General features: G+C 70.8%; 16 protein-coding genes and 1 tRNA gene. 10 read left to right on the top strand and 7 right to left on the bottom strand.

All coding sequences use genetic code 11. The features are described from left to right. Positions 1–690 precede the first annotated feature (690 nt). A complete protein-coding gene (locus tag HDA41_RS41235; RefSeq protein ID WP_230299591.1) occupies positions 691–993 on the bottom strand; it encodes a hypothetical protein in 303 nt (100 codons plus the stop codon). On the opposite strand from HDA41_RS41235, the gene HDA41_RS16575 reads away from it, so the two are divergent. Beyond that, on the top strand, positions 985–1,992 hold the full coding sequence (locus tag HDA41_RS16575) for an SNIPE associated domain-containing protein (RefSeq protein WP_230299590.1): 1,008 nt from the start codon (positions 985–987) through the stop codon (positions 1,990–1,992). The genes HDA41_RS41235 and HDA41_RS16575 overlap by 9 nt on opposite strands. A 302-nt stretch (positions 1,993–2,294) precedes the next feature. On the opposite strand, the gene HDA41_RS16570 is transcribed toward HDA41_RS16575, so the two are convergent. From HDA41_RS16570 to HDA41_RS16560, 3 genes are all read right to left on the bottom strand, one after another. Further along, positions 2,295–2,367, bottom strand: a tRNA-Arg gene (locus tag HDA41_RS16570). A 90-nt stretch (positions 2,368–2,457) separates the two neighbouring features. Further along, positions 2,458–4,233, bottom strand: coding sequence for an IclR family transcriptional regulator domain-containing protein (locus tag HDA41_RS16565; RefSeq protein ID WP_230299589.1), 1,776 nt, complete (start codon positions 4,231–4,233; stop codon positions 2,458–2,460). Positions 4,234–4,309: 76 nt separating this feature from the next. Next, entirely contained in the window at positions 4,310–5,638 is a 1,329-nt protein-coding gene (locus HDA41_RS16560; protein WP_184984731.1) for a M6 family metalloprotease domain-containing protein, read from the bottom strand. A 327-nt stretch (positions 5,639–5,965) separates the two neighbouring features. Here HDA41_RS16560 and HDA41_RS16555 point away from each other — a divergent pair, with 327 nt between their 5' ends. Further along, entirely contained in the window at positions 5,966–6,610 is a 645-nt protein-coding gene (locus tag HDA41_RS16555; protein WP_184984729.1) for a TetR/AcrR family transcriptional regulator, read from the top strand. Between the two features lie 214 nt (positions 6,611–6,824). Next, a complete protein-coding gene (locus tag HDA41_RS16550) occupies positions 6,825–8,372 on the top strand; it encodes an MFS transporter (RefSeq protein WP_184984727.1) in 1,548 nt (515 codons plus the stop codon). Between the two features lie 133 nt (positions 8,373–8,505). On the opposite strand, the gene HDA41_RS16545 is transcribed toward HDA41_RS16550, so the two are convergent. Next, on the bottom strand, positions 8,506–9,039 hold the full coding sequence (locus HDA41_RS16545) for a MarR family winged helix-turn-helix transcriptional regulator (protein ID WP_184984725.1): 534 nt from the start codon (positions 9,037–9,039) through the stop codon (positions 8,506–8,508). 90 nt (positions 9,040–9,129) lie between these two features. Between HDA41_RS16545 and HDA41_RS16540 the strand changes: the two genes are divergently transcribed. Continuing rightward, positions 9,130–9,915, top strand: coding sequence for a dioxygenase family protein (locus HDA41_RS16540; protein WP_184984723.1), 786 nt, complete (start codon positions 9,130–9,132; stop codon positions 9,913–9,915). A gap of 65 nt (positions 9,916–9,980) precedes the next feature. Here HDA41_RS16540 and HDA41_RS16535 read toward each other — a convergent pair whose 3' ends face one another. Further along, positions 9,981–10,502: a GNAT family N-acetyltransferase gene (locus tag HDA41_RS16535; protein WP_184984722.1), complete on the bottom strand. Its 522-nt coding sequence runs from the start codon at positions 10,500–10,502 to the stop codon at positions 9,981–9,983. A gap of 193 nt (positions 10,503–10,695) precedes the next feature. On the opposite strand from HDA41_RS16535, the gene HDA41_RS16530 reads away from it, so the two are divergent. Together HDA41_RS16530 and HDA41_RS16525 are read left to right on the top strand one after the other, a co-directional pair. Then, the gene (locus HDA41_RS16530) at positions 10,696–11,694 is read left to right on the top strand and encodes a sigma-70 family RNA polymerase sigma factor (RefSeq protein WP_184984720.1); all 999 of its coding nucleotides are present in this window, start codon (positions 10,696–10,698) and stop codon (positions 11,692–11,694) included. A gap of 456 nt (positions 11,695–12,150) precedes the next feature. Continuing rightward, the gene (locus HDA41_RS16525; protein WP_230299588.1) at positions 12,151–12,816 is read left to right on the top strand and encodes a TetR/AcrR family transcriptional regulator; all 666 of its coding nucleotides are present in this window, start codon (positions 12,151–12,153) and stop codon (positions 12,814–12,816) included. A 31-nt stretch (positions 12,817–12,847) separates the two neighbouring features. On the opposite strand, the gene HDA41_RS16520 is transcribed toward HDA41_RS16525, so the two are convergent. Beyond that, positions 12,848–13,819, bottom strand: a complete 972-nt coding sequence (locus HDA41_RS16520; protein ID WP_184984717.1) for a helix-turn-helix transcriptional regulator — start codon at positions 13,817–13,819, stop codon at positions 12,848–12,850. 62 nt (positions 13,820–13,881) lie between these two features. Between HDA41_RS16520 and HDA41_RS16515 the strand changes: the two genes are divergently transcribed. From HDA41_RS16515 to HDA41_RS16500, 4 genes are all read left to right on the top strand, one after another. Further along, a complete protein-coding gene (locus HDA41_RS16515; protein ID WP_184984716.1) occupies positions 13,882–15,390 on the top strand; it encodes an MFS transporter in 1,509 nt (502 codons plus the stop codon). 185 nt (positions 15,391–15,575) lie between these two features. Continuing rightward, positions 15,576–16,337, top strand: a complete 762-nt coding sequence (locus tag HDA41_RS16510) for a DeoR/GlpR family DNA-binding transcription regulator (RefSeq protein WP_184984714.1) — start codon at positions 15,576–15,578, stop codon at positions 16,335–16,337. Next, a complete protein-coding gene (gene pfkB, locus HDA41_RS16505; RefSeq protein ID WP_184984712.1) occupies positions 16,334–17,281 on the top strand; it encodes a 1-phosphofructokinase in 948 nt (315 codons plus the stop codon). The genes HDA41_RS16510 and pfkB overlap by 4 nt, the downstream gene beginning before the upstream one ends. Before the next feature lie 145 nt (positions 17,282–17,426). Continuing rightward, entirely contained in the window at positions 17,427–19,466 is a 2,040-nt protein-coding gene (locus HDA41_RS16500) for a PTS fructose transporter subunit IIABC (RefSeq protein WP_184984710.1), read from the top strand. Positions 19,467–19,498 lie beyond the last annotated feature (32 nt).

Here is a 19,498-nt window from a genome sequence, read left to right as displayed (position 1 = left end):
TGTGGGTGCGCCAGGATCCGTGTTCGACAACGCCAAGTCGTGCGTTCTCGAGAACGGACAGGAACTTGTCCGCGGACAGAGGGGTGGGCACCTTCGCTTCACCTTCACCCGGTGCGTCAGGGGCGGTCGGCCGTGCCCGGGGGCGCCGGACCGGTCCCTCGAGGACGAGGGGCACTTCGCTGCCGGCGGAGGGCCGTCCTGACAGCGGCCGGAGTCTAACGGCTCCCTGCAGCTTACTCACCTCGTCGGATCTGCTGCCAGGAGGGCCAAAAACGGGAGATGGCAGGACGAAGGTCCACAAGGCCGAGTACGTTCGACTCGGCCCGCTGGCTGCCGGACGGCATCGGGGTTACGCCGGCCGTCTCTCGCCCTCGCGACAGGAGTCGTTGCCCCATGACCTACCGGTTCAACCCGCCGCCCACCTGGCCCGCCCCGCCGGAGGGGTGGAGCCCGCCACCGGGCTGGGAACCGGATCCCGCATGGCCCACACCCCCAGGCTGGCAGATCTGGATCCCGGAAGGGGCCGCGCCGCAGCCGAGCGCACCCGTTCCTCAGCAGTCCCCCCACAGTCCCCAGGCGACGGTCCCGGCCACAGGTGGGGGTCTGTTCGGCCGGCGCCGTAAGCAAGCGGAGTCCGAGGCGGCGCGTCTGGCGGGCGAGCTGGCGCTGATGGAAACACAGGTACGCGGACTACAGGAAGACAACCGTCACCTGACGGAGCAATTGAGTCGTCTCATCGGAGCCGACAGCGCTCAGATAGCCGCCGAGCAGCAGCGACTGTGCCGCGCGCATGAGGAGAAGCTCCAAGAGATCGGACGGATCGACGCTCTCCTGGACGAGAAGATAGAGCACGCCGCCGAGAGCGCCGCGCAGTCCCTGGTTGACGTGCGCCGCCAAGCCGACGACATCGCTCGCCAGACGGCGGAGGCCGAACAGCGCCTCACGGCCGCGCGCCGGGATCTGGTGCTCACTGATGAGACGCGGATGCTGCAAGAGGCCGGCATTTACGAGTACCGCCATCCGCTCGCCGACGCGCTCGCCTACAAGGACCGGCTCGACAGTCTCAAGGCCCGCTACAAGCAGTTGGCGAGGGACGATCGGGCAGTGCTCGGCAACCAGTACTGGATGGTGGACGGCTCAGCTGCCAAGGGCCGCAAGATGGTCCGTGACTTCTCCAAGCTGATGCTGCGCGCGTACAACGCCGAGGCGGACAACGCAGTGCGCGGCATGAAGCCGCACCGGCTCGACTCGTTGATCGACCGGCTCGGCAAGACGCGGGAGTCGATCGCCCGGCTCGGCGCCACCATGCAGATCCGCATCGGCGATGACTACCACCAGCTGCGGGTCCAGGAGTTGGAACTGACGGCGGACTACCTGGTGAGGAAGGAGACCGAGCGGGAGGAGCAGCGAGAGCTTCGAGCCCAGCAGCGCGAGGAGGAGCGCATGCAGCGCGAGATCGAGCGCGAGCGGCAGCGGCTGGAGAAGGAACGCAGCCACTACGAGGGCGCCCTGCGCCGCCTGCGCTCCGGCACCGGCGATGAGGCCGCCATCGCCGAACTCGAAGGAAAACTTGTCGAGTTGGGCGCCGAACTGGAGGCGGTCGAGGCCCGCGAGGCCAACATCCGGGCCGGATACGTCTACGTCATCTCCAACGTCGGAGCGTTCGGCGAACGCATGGTCAAGATCGGTATGACCCGGCGCCTCGATCCCATGGACCGCGTCATCGAACTCGGGGACGCGTCCGTCCCCTTCCGTTTCGACGTACACGCCCTGATCTTCAGTGAGGACGCCGTCGGCCTGGAACGCCGCCTGCACCAGGAGTTCGAGTCCCGCCGCGTCAACCGGGTGAACCTACGCCGGGAGTTCTTCTACGTCACACCGGCAGACGTACGCGCCGCCCTGCAGCGGCTCGCCGGACAGCACCTCCTGGAGTTCCAGGACACGCCCGAGGCTCCTGAATGGAGGGCCAGCCAGACCGCTGCCGGGCGGTGACGGGCTCGACTCAGTCAACCTCGTCGGGTGTGTCCAGACGGCAGGCGGCGCCATCCAGACTGATCCAGGTGACCTTGGAGGTACTGCCGGCAGAAGGCCTATCGATGGCGTCGCGCAATCTCGGAGCAGCCGGTGGACGCAGAGTGACCTGTGGCGGATTTGGGACGGATGTGGTGGTCGCCCTGAAGTGGTTGCCGGGCGGCGAGCCCTCTGCCGGATGATGTGGCACGCCTGTGGCACGGGGCGGGAAACGAAGAAGGGTCAGCCTGGGAGGAAACCCTCCTGAGCTGGCCCTTTTCCTGTGCCCCCGGCAGGATTCGAACCTGCGACACCCGCTTTAGGAGAGCGGTGCTCTATCCCCTGAGCTACGAAGGCAGTGGCATCGGACGCAAGCAGCGCCGTGCCTGTGGTCTGGGAAGGCCACAGGCGTCAGCGTACCGGATACGGGTCGGGTGGGTGTGGGGGTCAGGTCAGGGGGACGTGGGTGAAGCGGCTGGCGGTGTGGAGGTCCGACTCGATGCGGGTGGCTGTTGAGGTGAGTTCGGGGAGCAGGTCCGTTACGCACGCGCGCAGGGAGTGGCGGCTCGCGTGCATCGCTGTGTTCAGGGCGGCCACCACACGTCCGGAACGGTCGCGGATCGGGACCGCGAGGGAGCGGAGGCCCTCTTCCAGTTCCTCGTCGACCAGGGCGTAGCCCTGGGAGTGGATCGAGGTCAGCTGTTCTTGGTCTCTGTGCGTGTCCGCCAGCAGGACTCGTCCCAGTGCCGTCGCGTGCGCCGGCAGGCGCGTGCCCACCGTGATGTTCACGCTCATCACCCGGCCCGTCGCCACCCTGGCCGTGAACTGGATCTCCTCACCCGAGTCAGAGAGCACCGCCAGGGACGTCGACTCGTGGATGCGGGACGTCAGGTCGGCCAGGTGGGGCTGGGCGATCTCGGGAAGGGACGTGCGGGAGAGGGGTGGGAAGCCGAGGGCGAGGACCCGGGGGGTCAGGGTGAAGGTGCGGGGGCTCGGGGTGGTCACCAGGTCCAGGTGCTCGTAGGTGATCAGTGCTCGGCGGGCCGTCGCCCGGGCCAGCCCCGTCGCGTGGGCCACCTCCGTGAGGGTCAGCTCCGGCCTGCCCTCGCCGAAGGCCGTGAGGACCGTCAGGCCTCGTGCCAGGGATTCGATGAAGTCGCGGCCCAGTTGCTGCTTGGACGCGCCCGTCCAGAGAGCGAGGTTCGAGGGGGGTGGGCCGGCGTCCGGGGGTGGCGTGCGGCGCAGTTCGCGTTCCATCTCCGTCACCGCCGACCGCAATCTCGGCAGCAGCGTCGTGCGCAGGTCGTGTGCCGTGTGCCGGCTCGTGTGGCTGACCACGCTCGCCACGCAGGCGATCTTTCGGCGGTCGCCCGTGTGTGGGGACCGGACCGGGACCGAGACCGCCACCAGGCCGGGTTCGATCAATTGGTCGTCCAGAGCCCAGCCGTTCGCGGCCGCCTCTTCCGTGCGGGCGACGAAGGCCTCGTCGTCTCGTTCGCCCGCTCCGTACTTGCGCGGCGGTACGGCCGTGAAGGACAGGTCCCTCGGGTCCGCCGCCCTGCGGTGCCGCCAGTGCTGCCAGTCGGTGTCCGTCCACTCCGCGGCGAACAGCGGTCCCGGTGCGGTGCGTTCGGCGGGGAGCAGGTCGCCGATGCGGAAGCTCAGGGACATCGCGCGGCGGCGGGTCGCCTGGTGGATGAAGCGGATGCCGTCGCGGTCGGCCACCGCGAGGGAGACCGACTCGTCCAACTCGTCTGCCAGGGCGTCCGCTCGGGCGGAGAGAAGGGCGGGGAGGCGCAGGGCGGAGAGGTAGGCGTTGCCCAGCTCCATCAGGCGGGGGGTCAGGTGCACGTCCCGGCCGTCCACGCGGACGTAGTCCATGCGGGCGAGTGTGGCCGTGATGCGGTCGACCGTGGAGCGGGCGAGGCCGGTGGCCCGTTCGAGGGCGCTGAGGCTCAGCGTCCCGTCCGCCTCGGTCAGCTCCCGCAGGACCGCGATACCGCGGATCAGCGGCGTGACCGCCTCCGCCGGTGTGGCCTTCGCCGGTGTGGCCTCCGCAGGTGTGGCCTCCGCAGGTGTGGTCTCCGCCCGGGCGGCCTCCTCAGGTATGGCTTCCGCAGGTGTGGTCTCCGCCGGTGTGGCCTCCTCAGGTGTGGTCTCCGCCCGGACGGCCCCCTCAGGCGTGGCCTCCCCGGCGGCGTCGTTCATGGGCTTCGCTGGCATCGGCTCTCCGGTACGGCGGTCGCGGCGCAGGGCTACCGTAATCCCGAACGGGCACCTGCCTGAGCGTCGAGTGCCGTCACGTCCGTGGCTGGCCCCGCGTCACCCGTACCCGGTAGTCCCCCGCGGGATCCGCCTCCACCACCCTGATCACGATCCCCCTCCGCGGATCCCTGAACGTCTCCCCGGGCGCGTACGGCGCGTCCGACAGCTCCGCGTGGACGTTCGGTGCGCGTGTGCAGCCGCCGCTGTCGCGGCGGGAGTCGTAGACGGTGACCGGGCCCATGCCCGTGTCCACCTCGGCGTCGACCTTGTAGACCAGGATGCCCGGGCGGCACACCGACTCGTCGTTGCCGGCGCGGGTGCGCAGTTCGACGGCGTAACCGGATCTGCTGTCCAGGGGGACGACGACCAGCTTGGAGCCGCCCGCGCGGGCCAGCGGCGTCAGGGTGTGCTCCGTGGTGCCGGGGGTCGATACGCAGTGCACCTGCGCGGCGTCCAGCCAGCCCAGCTTCCACTTGTGCCAGCCGAGGAGGTCGTTGTTGGCGCCCCAGTCCTCGCTCATGATGTCCCAGTGGCCGACGGCGCCCCCGCCCTCCGCGGTGTACAGGTCGGGCAGGCCGAAGACGTGGCCGTTCTCGTGGGGGAGGACGCGGTAGCCGGTGCGGCCGTAGGAGCCGGAGCCGTCGTCCTGGCGGGAGTAGACGAACGAGGCGTTGGCCACGGGTATGCCGTCGGCTCTCGGGGCCTCGGGGTTGCCGGCGAAGGTGACCGAGAGGACGGTGTCGAGGGCGGAGGGGCCGGCGTTCGGGGTGACCAGTACGTTCACCAGGTCGTACTCGCGGAAGTCCACCCTCGGGTCGGCCGCGGCCACGAGGTCCTGGACCAGCGCGCGGTAGCCGGGGTCGAAGGGGGCGCCGCGCTCTATGCCGTACTCGTGGAAGGACTTCGGCATCCGCAGCCACTCCGGTATCGGGGTCTCGGGGCGGTAGTCGAGGCGGCCGTAGGAGCTGGTGCGGAACCAGTGCCGGGTCTGCGGGAAGAACTCCCGGTAGCGGTCCAGGGCCTTGCCCTCGCCGGGTGCGTCGGAGAAGTCGATCATCAGGGTGAGGGCGCGGACGGTGCCGGTGGAGCCGGCGTAGCCGTCGGTGGTGGGGATGCCCTCGGACATCTGGACCTCGCGGGCGCCGCGGATCATGCAGGGGCCGTGCGCGGAGGTGCGGGACAGGGAGATCGGGCCCGCCCCGGCCGTGGTGGCTCCCGGGGCGAGGTGGCCCGTGCCGGCCGAGGTGCTGACCGTGAAGGTCAGGGCGGTCACGCAGGCGAGGGCGGCCAGGCGCCGCCTGGGTATCCGGCGGCCGGGCGGCCCCGAGCCGTACGACCGGGGGCGCTGGGGCTGCGGCTGCATGCCACGGACCTGCAAGGGACCTCCCGCGCCATGGCAGCCTCCGTCTCCGGCTGCACCCATGCGATCACCCTGCGTCAGGGGGCGCGCGGGGCGCGCGTTGGAGGAGACCGATCGTGGGTTTCCCGTGGGTAGCTCCGGCGGTAGCGGTCCGGCGGTAGCGGTCCCGCAGCAGCGGGCCCGTCGGCACCGTGAGCCAGGTCACAAACAAAAATCCCAGGTGCGGGAAATACCGGGGACCCAGTCCCCGTTTAGCCAGGTGTCCGACCGAAACGGGGAGTCTCTCCCCGGATCGCATCACCGCACACTCAGACCACCCAGGAGTACGCCGTGCAGACCGCCACCCCCGCACCGCGCAAGGCGCCCCGGCCCCGTGCCGACGCCCTGCGCAACCGGGAGCGGATCGTCACCGCCGCCCGGGAGATGTTCGTCGAGCACGGACCCGAGGTGCCGCTCGACGAGATCGCCCGCCGGGCCGGCGTGGGCAACGCCACGGTGTACCGCAACTTCCCGGATCGCGACGCGCTCGTACGCGAGGTCGTCTGTTCCGTACTGGACCGTACGGGCGCGGCCGGCGAGCGCGCGCTCGCGGAGACCGGGGACGCGTTCGAGGCCCTGGAGCGCTTCGTGCACACCTCCGCCGACGAGCGGATCAGCGCGCTGTGCCCGATGGTCTCGAGCACCTTCGACCAGAACCACCCCGACCTCGAAGCGGCGCGCGAGCGCGTGGAGCGGATCCTCCAGATGGTCATGGACCGCGCCAAGGCGGCCGGCCAGCTCCGCCCCGATGTCGGCGTCGGTGACCTGATGGTCGCCGTGGCCCAGCTCAGCCGGCCCCCGGCCGGTACGGCGTGCTTCAGCGCCGACCGTTTCGTGCACCGTCATCTTCAGCTGTTCCTGGACGGACTGCGGGCCCCGGCCCGTTCCGCCCTGCCGGGCGCGGCAGTGACCATGGAGGACCTCCGCCAAGCCTGACCGATCAGTTCCGGGCGCCACCCGAGCGCCCGAGTCACCACACATGGCCACCACACATGGCCAGCGCATGGCCAGCACGCATGAATCACGACGGCCACACGACATAGCTCAGGCCATATAGCTCACGACCACACAGCTCACGACCACGCCGGTCGTCGAGTCGTCCCTCAACGACACCTTTTTTCCGTCACCTTGTCCCGAAGTGGGTACCCCCATGTCTGAAACAGCCTCAAAGACACTGCGGGCTCCGGCCGCCTCGCCGGACCCCGCCCGCTGGAAAGCGCTCGTCTTCATCGCGCTGGCCCAGCTGATGGTCGTCCTGGACGCCACCATCGTGAACATCGCCCTGCCCTCCGCCCAGCAGGACCTGGGCATCTCCGACGGCAACCGGCAGTGGGTCGTCACGGCCTACGCCCTCGCCTTCGGCGGTCTGCTCCTGTTCGGCGGCCGGATAGCCGACCTGTGGGGCCGCAAGAGGGCGTTCGTCGTCGGGCTCGGCGGCTTCGCCGTGGCCTCCGCCCTTGGTGGCGCGGCCACGAACGAGGCGATGATGTTCGGCGCCCGCGCCCTCCAGGGCGCCTTCGGAGCCCTGCTCGCGCCCGCCGCGCTCTCCCTGCTCGCCGTGATGTTCACCGACGCCAAGGAGCGCGCCAAGGCGTTCGGCATCTACGGCGCGATCGCCGGTGGCGGTGGTGCCGTCGGTCTGATCCTGGGCGGCTTCCTCACCGAGTACCTGGACTGGCGCTGGACGTTCTTCGTGAACATCCCGTTCGCCGTCGTCGCCGCGGCCGGTGCGTACTTCGTCATCCGTGAGCCCGAGGGCGGCCGCAACCGCTCTCCGCTCGACATCCCGGGCGTCGTCCTGTCCACGCTCGGCCTGGTCGCCCTCGTCTACGGCTTCACCCGCGCCGAGTCCGACGGCTGGAGCGACTCCGTGACCGTCGGCATGTTCGTGGCCTCCGCCGTTCTGCTCGCGACCTTCGTGATCGTCGAGTCCAAGGTCAAGGCCCCGCTGCTGCCGTTGCGCGTGATCACCGAGCGCAACCGCGGTGGTGTCTACCTCTCTCTCGGTCTCGCGATCATCGCGATGTTCGGCCTGTTCCTCTTCCTGACGTACTACCTGCAGATCGTGAAGGGGTACTCGCCGGTCAGGACCGGTTTCGCGTTCCTGCCGATGATCGTGGGCATGATCGTGGGCTCCACCCAGATCGGCACCCGCCTGATGACCAGGGTGGCGCCGCGCCTGCTGATGGGTCCCGGCTTCCTGGTCGCCGCGCTCGGCATGCTGCTGCTGACCCGGCTGGAGATCGGCTCCTCGTACGCCGCTCTGCTGCTGCCGGCGATGCTGCTGCTCGGCCTGGGCATGGGTACGGCGTTCATGCCGGCCATGTCGCTGTCCACGCAGGGCGTGGAGCCGCGGGACGCCGGTGTCGCCTCCGCGATGGTCAACACCTCGCAGCAGGTGGGCGGCGCCATCGGTACGGCTCTGCTGAACACGATCGCCGCCTCGGCGACGACGTCCTACATCGCGGACCACATCGCCGGGGCCACCAGCCGGTCCCAGCAGCAGCTGGTCCAGCTGGAGGCCATGGTGGAGGGCTACACGAGTGCCATCTGGTTCGCCGTCGGCATCCTCGTCGTGGCCGCCGCGATCGCCCTGACCTTCGTCAACGCGGGCCGTCCCGGGAACACCACCGTGACCGGCTCCGGTTCCGGCGAGGGTGTGGCGGACGAGGTGCAGATCCCGGTCGTCGCCCACTGACGGCCGTACCCGGAAAGGCCCCGTCCGGGCCGCCCGTAACACCACTTCGGGCCGCCCGTAACACCACTTCGGGCCCTCCGTGGGTACGAGGAGGGGACGCCTCGTACCCACTGATTCCAGGACCTGCCCCGGCTCAGCGGAGCCAGGGCAGGTCCGCACCCGCTTCGGCCGGCTGGAGTCCCTCGGCGATGATCCGCATGATCTCGCCGAGGGACCTCTGCTGTTCCGGGGTGAGCCGGTCGAAGACCGCCTGGCGGACGGCCTCCACATGGCCCGGCGCGGTCTGCCGCAGCACCTCGTAGCCCTCGTCCGTCAGCACGGCGAACTGGCCCCGCTTGTCGTCGGGGCAGTCCTCGCGGCGCACCCAGCCGTTCTTCTCCAGGCGCGCGATGGCGTGCGAGAGGCGGGAGCGGGTGATCTTCGCCAGCATGGCGAGCTCCGTCATCCGCAGCCGCCGCCCCGGCGCCTCGGCGAGCTTGACCAGAAGGCCGTAGTAGACGTGCGGCATGCCCGCGTCGCGCTGGAGCTGACGGTCGAGATGGTCGTCGAGGAGGGTGACGCCCTCCATGAACGAGCGCCATACGCGCTGCTCCTCGACGGTGAGCCAGCGCGGTTCCGGAGGCTCTGCCACGGAGCCTGGTGTCGGTGCGGATGCGGGTGCCTTCATGTCTTCCACTCTACGTGGCCCCTCCTTGAATTTTAAACAAATGGCCCGTACAGTTTTGTTAGGGAATCATGTTTTGGAAGGAGCCGCAGCATGTCCGCCGCCATCCAGGAGCGCATGCCCGCTCTGTACCTGAGCCACGGCGCCCCGCCGCTGGCGGACGACCCGGTCTGGCCCGGTGAACTGGCCGCCTGGTCGGCCGGCCTGCCGCGACCCCGGGCGATCCTGATGGTCTCCGCCCACTGGGAGGAGGCCCCGCTCGCCATCGGCGCCACCGAGACCGTCCCGCTCGTCTACGACTTCTGGGGCTTCCCGGAGCACTACTACAGGGTGACCTACGAGGCCCCCGGCGCACCGGAGCTCGCCGAGTCGGTACGGAAGCTGCTGCGCGCCCCCGGCGTGCCCGTCCAGGACGTCCCCGACCGCGGCCTCGACCACGGCGCGTACGTCCCGCTGGTCGAGATGTACCCGGAGGCCGACATCCCGGTGCTCCAGGTCTCCATGCCGACGCTGGACCCGGTCCGGCTCATGGAGATCGGCCGCCGGCTCGCCCCCTTGCGGGACGAGGGCGTGCTGATCGTCGGCTCCGGCTTCTTCACCCACAACCTGGCCGCGCTCCGGCAGGGCGGCACCCCCGCCTGGTCGGCGGAGTTCGACGACTGGGGGCGGCGGGCGCTGGAGGCGCGTGACGTGGACGCGCTGCTCGACTTCACCCGCAAGTCGCCCGCGGGGCAGCTCGCCCACCCGCGCACGGAGCACTTCGCCCCGCTGTTCGTGACCATGGGCGCGGCCGACGCGGCCGGTGAGCTGGACGTGCAGAAGTCGGTGATCGACGGCTTCTGGATGGGGCTGGCGAAGCGGTCGGTGCAGTTCGGCTGAGCGTGACCCGTGACCTGTGACTCGTAACCCGTGACCTGTGACCTGTGACCCGTGACCCCGGGGTCCTACGCGAGGTCCTTCTCGTACCAGGCCACGTCCCAGTAGCGGCCGAACTTGCGGCCGACCTCCCGGTAGGTGCCGACGTACCGGAAGCCGAAGCGCTCGTGCAGCCGGGCCGACGCCTCGTTCGGCTGCGCGATGCCCGCGTAGGCGCGGTGCAGGTCCTCGCCGGACAGGGTCTCGAAGAGGGCCTTGTAGAGGAGCGTGCCGACGCCGCGGCGGCCGGCGTGCGGGGCGACGTACACCGTCGTCTCCACGGAGGTCACGTAGGCGGGCTTCATCCGGAAGGGGCTGGATGTGGCGTACCCCAGAATCTCCTGTGAGTCCGGGTCCACGGCAACCTTCAGACGGTAGGGACCGTCTTCAGGGTGGGAGAGCAGCCAAGGGCGGCGCTCCTCCGGAGTGAAGATCGCGGTATCGAATGTGATCGCCGTCTCACGAACGTAGTGGTTGTAGAGGGTCGTGAGGGCTTCGAGGTCATCCTCGACTCCCGGCCTGACCTGCACCTCTGTAGGTTCCGACGGCATCTCGCCTCCCCGCTTGGCCGGACAGGGTACTGCATGATCAGAAAAATCGAGGGGTGCGTTGGGAATTCTGTCCTGATTCCAGTCGTTGTTTCCATCGGATGCAGGGCACCCGAGGAGAGTCCGGAGAGTCCCGGAGACGGAGTCCAGCGTCCGAAGGACCGCCCGCTGACCTCACCATCGCAAGGGAGCACGCATGGCAACCCGTGCCGTCGCCCGTCGTCAGTCCGCCACCGGCGAGACGGCTGACGCGGCAAGCAGTGTTCGCGCCCATGGCGGCGAGATCGCCGATCGCGACCTGGTCGGCATGTACCTCGACGAGATCGCGCGCACACCGCTGCTCGACGCCGCCAAGGAAGTCGAGCTGTCCCAGGTCATCGAAGCGGGTGTGTTCGCGAAGCAGGTCCTCGACGGGTACGAGGAGACCGAGGCGGACGCCACCCGTGAGGAGCTCGAAGCCCTGGTCGCCGCCGCGGAGCGGGCCAAGGACGTCTTCATCCGCTCCAACCTGCGCCTGGTCGTCGCCGTCGCCCGCCGCTACCCCCGCAGCGGTCTGCCGCTGCTGGACCTGATCCAGGAGGGCAACGCCGGCCTGGTGCGCGCGGTCGAGAAGTTCGACTACCGCAAGGGCTTCAAGTTCTCCACGTACGCGACGTGGTGGATCCGCCAGGCCATCACCCGCTCCATAGCCGACCAGTCCCGCACCATCCGCCTGCCCGTCCACCTCGTGGAGGAGCTTGGCCGGATCCGGCGCGTGCAGCGCGAGTTCAACCGTGAGCACGGGCGCGACCCGGAGCCCGCGGAGATCGCCGCCGAGCTCGGCTCGACGCCGGAGCGCGTCATCGACGTGCTCGACTGGGCCCGCGACCCGGTCTCGCTGAACATGTCGGTGGACGACGAGGGCGAGACCCAGTTCGGCGACCTCCTGGAAGACACCTCGGCGGTGTCGCCCGAGCAGTCGGTGCTCACACTGCTGCGCAGCGAGGAGCTCGACGACCTCATCGGCCGCCTCGACCAGCGCACGGCGTCGATCATCAAGATGCGCTACGGCATCGAGGACGGCCGGGAGCGCACGCTGACCGAGGTCGGCAAGGAGCACGGCCTGACCCGCGAGCGCATCCGGCAGATCGAGAAGCACGCGCTGCTGGAGCTGAAGAAGCTGGCGCGCAGCACCGGATTCGACGCGGCGGCGTGACGCCGGTGGGCGTCCGGGCGTACGGCTCGTCCCACGGCCTGTGGATGTCGTCCACGGCGTGTGGATGACGGAGAGTGTGCGCCCGGGGCCGCCGCGTACGCCGGGTGGCGAAAGACCGCGCAAACATGGCGATGTAACGCCGCTTCAACCCGCGGGGCACCGGGAACAAGACTTCCGGGCCCACCAGTTCGGGCCCGGGCCGCACCCCTGGCCCCAGAGCCAAGTCCCGTCGCACTCCCCCCGGCGCCGGGACTCTCCCAAGGCCGGGCTTCGGCGTCCCTCCCCCCGGACGCCGGGGCCCGGCTCTCTGCGTGACCGGGGAACGCGGCTCTCGGTGTGACCGGGTCCGTGGCTATCGGTGTGACGGGGAAAGCGGAGGGCGGGGCACCCCGTACCTGAACCACGGGGTGGCCCGCCAGATGGCAGATTGTGCCACAGGGGCATAGCCTGCCGGGCGTGAGCAGCACCACCCCGACCCCTCCTCAGGCCTCGCTGACCGAGCGGCGCAAGGCCGAGACGCGTATGGAGATCGCCCGGGCCGCGGCCGGCCTCTTCGTACGGCACGGCCTGCGCGGCACTCGCGCGGAGGACATCGCCCAGTCCGCGGGCATCGCCCCGCGCACCTTCTACCGGTACTTCGCCACCAAGGAGGAGGCCGTCGCCCCGCTCTACGCGGCCGGCGCCCAGCGCTGGGTGGAGGCGGTACGTGCGGCTCCCGCCGACGACTCCGTGCCCCAGGCCCTGGAGCACGCAGTGCGACACACTCTCACCCCAGGCGTCGGCGTCTCGGCGTCCTCCTGGGAGTGGGTCCGCACGCTCCTGCGCCTCGCCGAGGCGAACCCGTCCCTGCGCAGGGTGTGGGCGGAGGTCTGCCAGGTGTCGGAACGGACGCTGGGGGAGGTGCTGGCGGACCGGGGGACCAGGACGGGAACTCCGGAGGGTGACGACAACGTTGCCCCCACCCTTGAGTCGCGCTTCGCCGCCGCCGTCGCGAGCGCCGCCGTACGAACGGCCCTGGAGGGCTGGGCGGAGGGGGGCGGGCCGGTGGAGGGTCCCGGAGGTCCGGCGGAGCTGGCGTTGCGGAACTTGAGGGCGCTGCGGCACTTTCCATGGGATGCCTGACGGGGTCCGACGGCGGCCGAGAGTCGGATACTTACTCCGAGCCTGTGGCCGCCCTGCTCAACCGCGCCCCCAACTCCCGGACCACACGCACGAGTTCCTCCGGCTCGCGGATCGTGAAATCGCACTCCAGCGTCGCCAGCCGGAACGCCACCCACTGCACGGCGTCGCCGACGGACCCGCGCAGCCGGCAGCTGTCGTCGCCCAACGGCTCGGGCGTGCCGAGCCACTTCGGCAGCCGGGCGGCGACGAACTCGGCCGGTGCGGCGAACGTGACCTCGAAGTCGTACGACTCCTGGTGCCGCTGCATCGACTGCCGCAGGTACTCCGCCGCGTTCCCCGTCGGCAACTCGCGCGGCACGAACCGCGCCCCCGTGGCGAACGGTTCGCTCACCCGGTCGACGCGGAACGTACGCCAGTCGTCCCGGTCGATGTCGTACGCCACCAGGTACCAGCGGCGGCCGGTCGACACGAGCCGGTACGGCTCCGTCAGGCGCCGCGACTCGGTGCCGTCCGCGGTCCGGTAGGCGAACCGCAGCCGCTCGTGCCCGGCCACCGCGGAGGCCATGACGGTCAGTGTCTCGGGCGCGATGCTCGGTCCGTCGCCGCTGGTCAGTTGTGTGGTCGCGGCTTGGAGTGTGGTCACGCGGTGGCGCAGCCGGCCCGGCAGCACCTGCTCCAGCTTGGCCAGCGCCCGCACCGACGCCTCGTCCAGGCCCTCCACCGCGTGCCCCGCCCCGGCGCGCAGCCCGACCGCGATGGCGACGGCCTCCTCGTCGTCGAGCACGAGCGGCGGCATGGCCTTCCCGGCGACCAGCCGGTAGCCGCCGTCGGCGCCCTTGGAGGCCTGCACGGGATAGCCCAGCTCGCGCAGCCGGTCGATGTCCCGCCGGACCGTGCGGCGGGAGACCCCGAGCCGGCCGGCGAGCTCGCCGCCGGGCCATTCGCGGGGCGTCTGGAGGAGGGAGAGGAGCGTCAGGAGCCGGGCCGGAGTGTCCGTCGTCATACCGACGAGGATGCCGCACCACTAGGACAACATCTGACCTACTGGCCCTCTAACTTCCTGGCATGACCTCCACCGAGACCACTCCCAGCACCGCGGGCGGCGGGACCGACCGCCGCCGTTGGTTCGCTCTGGCGATCGTGATGACCGCGGCCTTCATGGACCTCGTCGACGTGACGATCGTCAACATCGCCATACCGTCGATCCAGCGGGAGGCGGGCGCGTCCTTCGGTCAGATCCAGTGGATCACGGCCGGTTACGCCCTCGCCTTCGCCGCCGGTCTGATCACCGGCGGACGGCTCGGCGACATCCACGGCCGCAAGCGGATCTTCCTCATCGGCATCGGCGGCTTCACCGTCGCCTCCGCGCTGTGCGGCCTCGCGGTGAACCCGGAGATGCTGGTCGCCTCCCGTTTCCTGCAGGGCGGCATGGCGGCGCTGATGGTGCCGCAGGTGCTGTCGATCGTGCACGCCACCTTCCCGGCGCACGAGCGGGGCAAGGTGTTCGGGCTGTTCGGCGCGATCGTCGGTCTCGGTGCCGTGTCCGGTCCGCTGCTCGGCGCGCTGCTGACCGAGTGGAACCTGTTCGGGTGGGAGTGGCGCTCGATCTTCCTGATCAACCTGCCCGTGGGCGTCGCGGGTCTGATCCTCGGCAGCCGTTTCATCACCGAGTCCAAGGCACCGCGGGCCCTGAAGCTGGACCTGGTGGGCGTCGCGCTCGTGACGCTGGGCCTGCTGATGCTGCTCTACCCGCTCATCCGCGGCCGCGAGCTGGGCTGGCCGCTGTGGGGATACGTCTCGATGGCCGGATCGCTCGTCGTCCTCGCGGCACTGGTGGCGTACGAGCGGCGCAAGAGCGCGCGGGACGGCTCCCCGCTGGTCGAGCTGTCGCTGTTCCGGGTCAAGAGCTTCGCGGCCGGCATCGCCGTGCAGACCGTCTTCGGCGTCGCGCTCGGCGTCTTCTTCCTGGTGTGGACGCTGTACATGCAGTTCGGGCTGGGCTGGAGCCCGCTGAAGGCCGGGCTGACCGGGGTGCCGTTCTCGATCGCCGTGTCCGTGGCCGCCGGGATGTCCGTGCAGAAGCTGGTCCCGCGCTTCGGCCGCAAGGTGCTCCAGGCGGGCGCGCTGGTGATGGCGGCCGGAGTGCTGCTGTACCTCTGGGAGTCCGGGCACTACGGCCTCGGCATCGCGCCCTGGCAGATGGCGCTGCCACTGGTCGTGATGGGTGTGGGCATGGGCCTGATCGTCGCTCCGCTGACCGACGCGATCCTCTCCGAGGTGCCGCGCGAGCACTCCGGCTCGGCGTCCGGCCTGCTCAACACCGTGCAGCAGATGGGCAACGCGCTGGGGCTGGGCCTGGTGTCGGTCGTCTTCTTCGGCACGATCGGCGACCATCTGCGCCGGGACCAGGTGGGCCCGGCCTTCGCGGACGCCTTCCGGAACTCGCTGGGCTGGGTGGCCGCGGTGATGGGCGTGATCTTCCTGTTGATGTTCGCCCTGCCGAGGCGGCCGGCGCAGCATGTCGAGGGGGAGCAGGCGTCGGTGGCGCCGAAGGAACCGGCGCTGGTCTCCTGACGATCGCCGGCCATCGTCGGCAATCGTCCGGCCATTGTCGGAGAACGGGCTCGGCACAGGAGTGCCGAGCCCGTCTCTGTTTCCGATCATGCCCGATTGGGTCCGAACCTGTTTACTTTGCTGAAATCTCGGCGTAGCCTCCCGCTGAAACCACACGTTCGGGCACGAGGCGGAGGCGAACAGACATGTACGCACCGGAGCGGCAGCAGGAGATCCTCCGGCTCGCCCGTGACGGCGGCCGAGTGGATGTCGTGTCGCTGGCCGAGGAGTTCCAGGTGACGGCGGAGACGATCCGCCGGGACCTGAAGGCCCTCGACCGCGCCGGCCTGGTCCGCCGGGTGCACGGCGGGGCCATCCCGGCCGGACGCCTCGACTTCGAGCCGGACCTCGCCGAGCGCGAGACCACGGCTCCCGACGAGAAGGACCGCATCGCCAAGGCGGCCCTCGCGGAACTGCCGACCGAGGGCACGATGATCCTCGACGCCGGCACGACGATCGCCAGAATGGCCGCCGCCCTCCCGCTGGAGGCCTCCCTCACCGTCGTCACGCACGGCCTGCCCATCGCGGCCCGCCTCGCCGACCACCCCGGCATCCAGCTCCACCTCATCGGGGGGCGCGTACGGCACCGTACGCGCGCCGCCGTGGACGCCTGGGCGCTGCGCGCGTACGGCGAGATCCGCGCGGACGTGCTGTTCGTGGCCGCCAACGGCTTCTCCGCCGAACACGGCCTGACCACCCCCGACCTCGCCGAGGCCGCCGTCAAGCGCGCGGCCGTGGCCGCCGCCCGCCGCGTGGTGCTGCTCGCCGACTCCTCCAAGCACGGCCAGGAGCACTTCGCCCGCTTCGGCGACCTGAGCGATGTGGACCTGCTGATCACCGACAGCGGGCTGAGCCCCGAAGACACCGTCGCCATCGAGCGCGGCGGCACGGAAGTAGTGCGCGCATGATCCTCACCGTGACCCCCAACCCGTCCCTGGACCGCACCTACGAGGTGCCGTCCCTCGACCGCGGCGAGGTGATCCGCGCCACCGGCGAGCGGATGGACCCGGGCGGCAAGGGCGTGAACGTCTCGCGCGCCGTCGCCGCCGCCGGACAGCGCACGGTGGCGGTCCTGCCCCTGGGCGGCGCCCCGGGCGCCCTCGTCGCCGACCTGCTCGACCAGCAGGGCATCGAGGTCGCGCCCGTCCCGGTCGCCGGGGCCACCCGCTCCAACATCGCCCTCGCCGAAGCCGACGGCGTCCTGACGAAGATCAACGCGCCGGGCCCCGAACTGTCCGAGGCCGAGCGGGAACTGCTCCTGGAGACCGTACGGCAGCAGTCCCGCGACGCCGCCTGGATCGCCTGCTGCGGTAGCCTCCCGCGCGGCCTCGCCCCCTCCTGGTACGCCGAGCTGGTCGCCCGCACACACGCCGCCGGGGCCCGGATCGCCCTGGACACCTCCGGGCCCGCGCTCCTCGCGGCCCTGCGCGAACGGCCCGACGTGGTCAAGCCCAACGCCGAGGAGCTCGCGGAGGCCGTCGGCCGCCCCCTCGCCACCGTCGGCGACGCCGTGAAGGCGGCCGAGGAACTGCGCGAGATGGGCGCCCGGGCCGTGCTCGCCAGTCTTGGCGCCGACGGGCAGCTGCTGGTGTCCGACGAGGGCGCCTGGTTCGGCAGCGCCCGCGTGGACGCCGTACGCAGCAACGTGGGCGCGGGTGACTCCTCCCTCGCCGGTTTCCTGATCGCCGGCGGCAGCGGTCCCGAGGCCCTCGCCTCCGCGGTCGCCCACGGCGCGGCGGCCGTCCAGCTGCCGGGCAGCGTCATGCCGAAGCCCGGCGACCTGGACCCGGCCGCGGTGACGGTCACGGCGGAGATCCCGGCGGACCGTGCGCTGAAGGAGCCGGTGTCATGACGTACGAGGAGCAGCGCGGACCGACCCGCGAGCGGCGAACCTCGCCGTTACGACCCGCCTCCACCCCCGTCACCCCCCACCGCATCCCCGTCCCCTCCCCCGCCCATTCGACTGACCGGGCGATACGCGTGCTAAGGAGCCCGCGATGAGCGACATGATCACCGCGGACCTGGTCGATCTCGACCTGTCCGCCGATACCAAGGAAGCGGCGGCGCGTGCCCTCGCCGAGCGCATGGTGGCCCTGGGCCGGGTGACCGACCTGGACGGCTTCCTCGCCGACGTGGCCGCCCGCGAAGCCCAGATGCCGACCGGACTCGACGGTGGCATCGGCATCCCGCACTGCCGCAGCGAGCACGTCACCGAGCCGACGCTCGCCTTCGGGCGCAGCGCCGACGGCATCGACTTCGGCGCGGCGGACGGCCCCGCCGACCTGATCTTTCTGATCGCCGCGCCGGCCGGTGCCGACGACGCCCACCTGACGATCCTGTCGTCGCTGGCCCGGCAGCTGATGAACACGGAGTTCACCGACGCCCTGCGCGCGGTGGACGACGTGGCGGCCGCTGCGGCCCTGATCCGCGGCGACGAGCCCGGAGAGGCTGCCGCGGCAGCCTCCGAAGACCCCGTGGCGTCGGCGGGAGCGGCCTCTCCCGCCGCCGCCACGGTCACCGACGACACCGCTGCGGGCGCGGAGCGCCCGTTCCGCATCGTCGCCGTCACCTCCTGTCCCACCGGCATCGCCCACACCTACATGGCGGCCGAGTCGCTGGAGAACGCCGGCCGCGAGGCGGACGTCGAGGTCACCGTCGAGCCCCAGGGCTCGGCCGGCTTCACCCGGCTCGACCCGGCGGTCATCGCGGCGGCGGACGCCGTGATCTTCGCCCACGACGTGCCCGTACGGGAGAAGGAGCGCTTCGCCGGCAAGCCGACCGTCGACGTCGGTGTGAAGGCGGGCATCAACCGTCCCGCGGAACTCATCGCTGAGGTCCGTCAGAAGGCCGCCCGCGGCGAGGTCACCTCCGGCTCCCCGGGCAACACGCCCGTCGAGCGCACCGGTGACTCCGGCGAGGGCTACGGCACCAAGCTGCGCAAGTGGCTGATGTCCGGCGTCAGTTACATGGTGCCGTTCGTCGCGGCGGGCGGTCTGCTGATCGCCCTCGGTTTCGCGATCGGCGGCTACAAGGTCGACAAGGCCCCGTCGGTGATGGACCACTTCATGTGGTTGCAGGCCGACAGCTGGGCGGCCCTGCTCTTCCAGATCGGCGGCGTCGCCTTCGGCTTCCTCGTCCCGGTCCTGGCCGGCTACATCGCCTACGGCATGGCGGACCGGCCCGGTATCGTCCCCGGGTTCGTCGGCGGCATGATCGCGTTCAACATCAACGCGGGCTTCCTCGGTGGTCTCGCGGCCGGTCTGATCGCCGGTGGCGTGGTGATGGCGATCCAGAAGGTGAACATCCCGGCGGCGCTGCGCGGCATCATGCCCGTGGTGGTGATCCCGCTGATCTCCTCGGCGATCGTCGGGTTCCTGATGTTCGTGGTCATCGGCAAGCCCATCGCCTCCGCGCAGAAGGGCATGACCGACTGGCTGAACGGCCTGTCCGGCAGCAACGCCATCCTGCTCGGCGCCCTCCTCGGCCTGATGATGTGCTTCGACCTCGGCGGCCCGGTCAACAAGGTCGCCTACACCTTCGCCACCGCCGGTATCGCGGTGTCCAGCCCCAGTGACTCCGCGATGAAGATCATGGCGGCGGTCATGGCGGCCGGCATGGTCCCGCCGCTGGCGATGGCCCTCGCCACGACCGTGCGCGGCAAGCTCTTCACGCAGACCGAGCGCGAGAACGGCAAGGCCGCCTGGGTGCTCGGCGCCTCCTTCATCTCCGAGGGCGCGATCCCGTTCGCCGCGGCCGACCCGCTGCGCGTCATCCCGGCCTCGATGGCGGGCGGTGCGATCACCGGCGCTCTGTCGATGGCCTTCGGCGCCACCCTGCGCGCTCCGCACGGCGGCATCTTCGTGGTCCCGCTGATCGGCAGCCCGCTGCTCTACCTGGTCGCCATCGCCGCGGGCGTCGGCGTCACCACGGCCCTGGTGGTCGTCCTGAAGGGCCTGCGCAAGCCGGCCCCGGGCGCCGCACCGGCACCCGGCGGCACCGTCTCTGCGGCGGAGAAGAAGCAGCCGGTGGCGGCGTAAGCCCGCTGAGGTTCGCCCCGTTTCGGGGTGTG

The sequence above is a fragment of the Streptomyces caelestis genome (assembly GCF_014205255.1).
In the GTDB taxonomy this organism is placed as follows: Bacteria; Actinomycetota; Actinomycetes; order Streptomycetales; family Streptomycetaceae; genus Streptomyces; species Streptomyces caelestis.
This window is presented reverse-complemented; position numbering and strand designations above follow the sequence as displayed.